The sequence below is a fragment of the Halomonas sp. 3D7M genome, assembly GCF_014897885.1.
In the GTDB taxonomy this organism is placed as follows: Bacteria; Pseudomonadota; Gammaproteobacteria; order Pseudomonadales; family Halomonadaceae; genus Vreelandella.
The window spans coordinates 1813-7934 of record NZ_JABUZF010000168.1 but is presented as its reverse complement, the minus strand read 5'-3'; the positions used below and the strand labels follow the sequence as shown (position 1 = coordinate 7934).

Sequence of the window (6122 nt, the reverse complement as noted above, 5' to 3'; positions counted from 1 at the left end):
GGAGTGAGTACAACGATAGTCCAGCCGCTGATCACTAGCGTGGTTACCAGGATCGCTCCGCGCCGAAAAGGGGTGGCAATCAATCGATTAAGCCGCTCCCCAGCCCACGAAGGGCGTGAGGCCGCGGGGTTATCCTCATGCTCGTTGCGCATCGAAAAATTGAAGCGCGAACAGAGTGACGGCACCAGGGTAACTGCCACCAGCATTGAGGCAAAAATAGCGGCAGAAACGGCAATGGCTACGTCAGAGTACAGTTGCCCAGCTTCTTCTTCGATAAACAGAATCGGTAAGAACACCAAGATGGTGGTGGTCGTCGATGCCAGCGTCGCGGGCCATACTTCCTGCACGCCGCGTAGCGCCGACTCAATACGATCGAGTCCTAAACGACGGTATCGCTCAATATTTTCCAACACCACAATGCTGTTATCGACGCTCATGCCAATGGCAAAGGCAATGCCTGCCATGGAAATCACGTTAATCGTGCGCCCCATGAGCATCAGCCCTAAAAAAGCAGCAATGGTGCAGAAGGGGATGCCAATAACGCCAATAAAGGTGGCGCGAGCGGAGCGCAAAAACAGATACATCACCAACGTTGCAAAGGCCGCCCCGAGTAGCAGATTGCTCCATACATTACTGACCGAGGCTTCCACATAGCGCACATCATCGGCAGTCAGCACCATTTCCATACCCGCCGGGCGCAGAATGCTGTCGTTAATGGCCGCTATTTCTTCTTCAATGGCATATTTGATATCGATGACGTTGGCACCGCTTTCCCGCCGCAGGTCCATACCAATGCCCGGTTGGCCGTTATAAAACGATAGCTGGCTTAAGCGCGATTGCCCCTGGCGGACCTCGGCAACGTCGGCAAGCCGCACGATGCTATCGCCTTGACGAGCGACAACCAGCTGCGCCAGTGCCTCAGCATCATCAAAGCGGCCCAGCGTGCGAATCAGGTAGCGGCGTTTACCGGCTTCTAATTCGCCACCGGATATATCCCGGTTACGCTGGGTGATGGCGTCGCGTAGCTCGGTAAGTGCGACCCCGCGCTGGGCTAGCGCACCAGGATCGACCAAAATTTGTAGCTGCCGCTGAGCGCCGCCATTGACGCCGACTTCCGACACGCCTTTGACGCTTTCCATGCGAGGCCGCACACGGTCGTCGATAAAGTCGCTCATCAGTTGGATATCTAACGCCTTAGGGTTGCCGGGTAGCGTACCCACGTGAAAGCGTAAAAACGCGTCTGTTGAAAAGGCGGCAGAAACAATCCGTGGCTGGTCCACATTGGTGGGATATGACGATACTTGGCTGAGCGCGTTATTTACTTGAATCAGCGCTGCCGTCATATCCACGCTAAACGGGAATTCAAGCTCAATTTCAGCGCTGCCGCTTTCGGCCATCGCCGTCATGCGGGTAAGATTTGGCACATTGCGCAGGTACTGCTCCTGCTCAATGAGGATCTCTTTTTCGATATCCTGAGGTGTCGCTCCCGCCCAGCGCGTCTCGACCGTTATTGTGCGGGCTTCAATGTCGGGAATCATCTGAACGGGGATGCGCAGCGTGGCGGCAATGCCCAGCAGCAGGAAAATTAGCGCGATAACAGTGACCAGCGTTTGCTGGCGCAGTAGGGCTGCAAACATTACTCGCTCCCCGCTGCGATATCCTCAACACTGACACCTTCGACCAGCGATTCATTACCACGAATGACGACTTGCTCATCACCAGAGAGGCCCTCGACAATTTCCACGCGGTCGGCAAAGTTAATACCCAACTCCACGCGTTGCTCAGTAACCTGATAAGTGTTGTTTTCGTTAGGTGTGGCGACCCACACGGTGATTCGCCCGTCTGGGTAGCGGCTTAACGCATCGCGGGGAACCGTCAGCCCATCGCTGCCGGTCGACGCCCGCAGCACGGCATCCACTGCATTACCTGGGTACAGTGAAGCTGCTTCGGGCACATGGGCGCGTAATAGAAATGTGCGGGCGCTGGGGTCACTGATCGGCACTAGGGTGGCGATAGTGGTCTCGTGGGTTTGTTGCCCCGCACGTAGAGTGATAAACGCTTCGTCTTGAACGGCGGCATAAAAGGCTTCGGGCACCTGAAAATCAGCGCGCAGTTCATCAAGGTTAACGAGTCGCGCAACGCTATCTCCTGGCGTGACCCACTCACCGAGATTGACGCTGCGAGCGCTGACAACGCCATCAAAAGGGGCGTTAATTGCATGGCGAGCCAGTAGGGCGTTTAAGCGCGCTTGCTCCGCCGTTAAACGCGAGCGTGCGGCGCGGGCCACGTTAACGGCACTACGGCGGGCGCTAGCTTCAGTCGCTGCGATGTTACGCCCTACGCCCACCGATTCCGCTTCTCGCAGTAGTCGTTCTGCTTCCGCCAGCGTGGCCTGGGCCTCCTGTTCTGCGGCAACCGCCGCTGCTACGTCAAAACGAGCCAGGTCGTCATCCAGCGCGATTAGCGTGTCTCCCTTGGCGACGTGGTCGCCAGGATTAACCGCTACCTGAATAATAAGCCCTGCTACTGATGCTGAGAGTAGGGCATCTTCCAGGGAGTTTACGGTGCCGACCAGGTTTGTTTCGGTATAAATTGGCTCGCGGTTGACGGGCGCCAGCTCAACCCTGGGGGCTGATTGCGCTAATGAAGCGCTAGAGAGCATTAGGCCGCAGAGCAACAGTAGAACCAAGGCAAGATAGCGGACGAGCGGGTGCGCGGTCATGGCAGACAGTTCCCTAATCAACATCGAATTCGCGGTTAAGCGGGCGTAAAAAAAAGCCCTGGCGCATGGCCAGGGCAATAAGTCAGCATTGAAACAGTAAATAGAACCTTCTAGCTAGCAGCGTTTAGAACTCGTAGCGTGCAGAGAGCCACAGTCGGCGTCCCTCTTCGCTGTTGGCATACACATTGCCAAAGCTAGTGCCGTCACCGTAAGCGCGATAATCGACAAAGTCTTTATCGAACAAGTTATAGATGGTGGCACTCACGTTAAATTGCTCGGTAAATGCGTAGCTGCCGCCTAAGTGGAACAGTGAATAGGCTTTGAAGTCGCCTAGGTCATCGAAAGAGGGCGCGCCCCTAACGCTTTCACGGTTACGGTATCGTTCGCTGCGGTACTCGGCGGAAAGCCACGTGTCTAACTGCGGCGTGGCTTGCCAGCGCAGCGTGGCATTGAATGCATGCTCCGGGGTATCGGTCAGCGGTTCGCCACGGTTGTTACCGCTCTTCTGTTCGCTATCGGTGTAAGTGTAGTTGGCCGATAAGCGCCAATCTGGCGTGAACTGATAGCTGGTAGAAAGCTCGACACCCTGGGTAACGGCTTCATCGATATTGACGTCTTGGCTATAGACACCATCGGGTACCAGCGGATTGTTCTCAACAACAATGTCGTTGCCGCTGGCTATTTTGTCGTCGAACTCGTTATAGAACAGCGTGGCGCTAGCGGTGAAGCCTGCCAGGCTATCGTAATGTGCACTAATTTCACTGCTGGTACTGGTTTCCGGTTCAAGGTTCGGGTTGCCGATAGTGAGTATGGTGCCCTGGCCCGTAACGCCATTGATACCCGCATGCAGGTCATTCAGCGAGGGCGTTTTGTAGCCTCGGCTGACGCCGCCTTTCAGTGTCCAGTTTGGCGTCGTGTTCCACACTAAATAGCTACGTGGGCTGAACTGGCTGCCAAAGGCATCATGATGATCGTAGCGACCGCCAAGCGTTAGCGCCAAATCGTCACGTAGCATCCACTCATCTTCTGCGAAGAGCGACCATGTGGTTTGCTCAAAGGTCTCATTTGCTAACCCATCATCGAGCTTAGCATCCCACCACTGCAAGCCCACTGTGGTCATGTGGTCGCCTAGCGGCATGATATATTTGCTGTCTAACACTGTATTGGTGGTTTCTAGCTCGCGAGGCGCGCCGCCCACGATGCCAGGGAAACCGTCATAGGCAACGCCATTTTCACCAGGAATCGTGCGGCCTTTAGTTTCTGTGGTGTTGCGCATTAAACTGGATTCGAGCGTGCCTGATGCAAAGCGTCCAGTGTGACCAATAGCAACCTGCTGACGCTCAAAGCGCAACTCGTCGGCGTAGCCATTGGCGGCGCCAGGATCTGGCGCGCAGCTACGGGTGCGGCCATCTAAAGTACCAAGCTGGCATTCGTCATTGTTATAACGCTGTCGATTAACTTCACCATCCAGCCAAAGGTCGTGATCGGCATTTGGGGTCCAGGTTAACTTGCCGCCCAGGTTATAGGTATCGCCTTCAACGGGGCTGGGGCCGCGCTGGCTAACGTCAATGGGATTGCCGTTGCCGTCAGTGTAAGTAAGCTCTGATGCATCTCGTTCGTATAAGCGACCACGCACCTGAATGCCTAGCGTGTCTTGAATAAGCGGGCCGCTGGTGTACAGGTTGATTTCGCGGCGATCGCCGAAATCACGATCTTCATTAAATGTGTTTTCAACGCCTATGGAGCCAACCCACTCGCGGTCTACTCGACGAGTGATGATGTTGATTACCCCGCCCATGGCGTCAGAGCCATATAGCGTCGACATTGGGCCACGAATGACTTCGATACGTTCAATACTGGAGACAGGCGGGAAGAAGCTAGTAGATGTTTCGCCAAACCCGTTAGGCGTGACGCTGCCAGCCGCGTTCTGCCGACGGCCATCAATAAGAATCAATGTATAGTCGCTAGGCATCCCACGAATACTGATATTGCGGCCCCCGGTTTTGCCGACAGACCCACCAACATCAACACCTTCTACATCACGTAACGCATCAGCCACGCTGGTAATGCGCTTGCGCTCCAGTTCCTCACGAGAAACGACGGAAATACTGGCAGGGGCATCCACCAGTGCCTGCTCAAAACCGCTTGCAGATACAACGATATTGTCTAGTTGTTCTGATTCTTGAGCTAAGGCCGCGGTGGCGGTGACGCTAAGAGCGACGGCGCTGGCTAACGCGGTGCGAGTGAAGCGTGGCATGGTGATCCCCTGAGATGAAACTTATTTGCTAATGAAAACTGTTATCAATCGAGGTGGTGATTCTAAGAAGAAAAGTTCCCATATGCGAGTTTGTTTCATCGAACATTGTGTTGCTTAATATCGAACAATGCTATGAACAAAATACACCTCTATTAAGGTTATTAGGCGGCTAATTAAGTGGGTGTTGCAGTATCTGGAACGTTCGATTCGTTGGAATAATAATGCAAGTGCCTTTGAGAATCGTTATTATCATTGCCACAAACTCTCAGGAGCGTTACTTATGGGTTACTCATCGCTGCGCAACGGACTAGTCGGTATTGTGGTAGGCGGGTTATTGGTAGGCGGGTCGTTGGCAAGCGTTGCTCAGGCGCGCACGCTGGATACCGCATACGGAGACGTTGACGTTAGTGATGCGCCAGAGCGTGTTGTCACTCTGTATGAGGGTGCGTTAGATGCTGCTTTGGCTGCTGGCGTGACCCCCGTTGGCGCGGTCACTACCCGCGGTGGTGATAATGTTGCTGAGTACGTGGAAGCCCACTTTAATGGCGAGCGCCCTGAGATTGTCGGCGTTACACGTGAAATCAATATTGAAGCGGTTTTGGCCCAGCAGCCCGATTTAATTCTGGCCGCTGCTCAGCTATCGGAAGAGCAGTACCAGTTGCTATCGCGCATTGCGCCCACTGTGGTGCCGCATACTCAACCGTTAGCGTTTGATAATTGGCAAGCGGAAGCGCGGCTTTATGGGCAGGCGCTCAATCGTGAAGCGGAAATTGACGATGCCATTGCAGCCGTCGATCAACGTATTAACGAATTGGCCGCCGCGATTGATGATGCGAACGCAGGTGGCACTGCTGTGCTGGCTCGCTGGATGCCCAATGGCCCGATGGTGATGTCCAAAGAGCTGATCGCCACTGGCCTATTGGCGAAAGTGGGGTTAGAGGTTCAGGATGCGGGTCTGGTTGCTGAAGGTCACCCCCATAGCGATATACTCAGTCTTGAAAACCTTTCCCAAGTGGATGGCGATTGGCTGTTTCTGGCTACGCTTAACGCCGATGGCCAAGCGGCGTTAGATGCCGCCAAGCAAAGCTCCGCCTTCACACGTTTGGACGTGGTTAAACAAGATCAGGTCGTGCCGGTGAATGG

4 protein-coding genes are annotated in these 6122 nt (G+C 54.6%); 1 reads left to right on the top strand and 3 read right to left on the bottom strand.

Going from position 1 to position 6122, the window contains the following annotated elements; all coding sequences use genetic code 11:
- The 3 genes from INT22_RS20505 to INT22_RS08335 all read right to left on the bottom strand — a co-directional run.
- Nucleotides 1-1637, bottom strand: a 1637-nt coding sequence (locus INT22_RS20505; protein WP_226912527.1) for an efflux RND transporter permease subunit, incomplete at its 3' end; no start/stop codon positions are given.
- A complete protein-coding gene (locus INT22_RS08340; RefSeq protein WP_193060718.1) occupies nt 1637-2722 on the bottom strand; it encodes an efflux RND transporter periplasmic adaptor subunit in 1086 nt (361 codons plus the stop codon). The genes INT22_RS08340 and INT22_RS20505, both read right to left, overlap by 1 nt.
- Before the next feature lie 124 nt (nt 2723-2846).
- Nucleotides 2847-4979: a TonB-dependent receptor domain-containing protein gene (locus tag INT22_RS08335; RefSeq protein ID WP_193068048.1), complete on the bottom strand. Its 2133-nt coding sequence runs from the start codon at nt 4977-4979 to the stop codon at nt 2847-2849.
- 280 nt (nt 4980-5259) lie between these two features.
- Here INT22_RS08335 and INT22_RS08330 point away from each other — a divergent pair.
- On the top strand, nt 5260-6122 hold an 863-nt coding region (locus INT22_RS08330; RefSeq protein ID WP_226912526.1), incomplete at its 3' end, for an ABC transporter substrate-binding protein.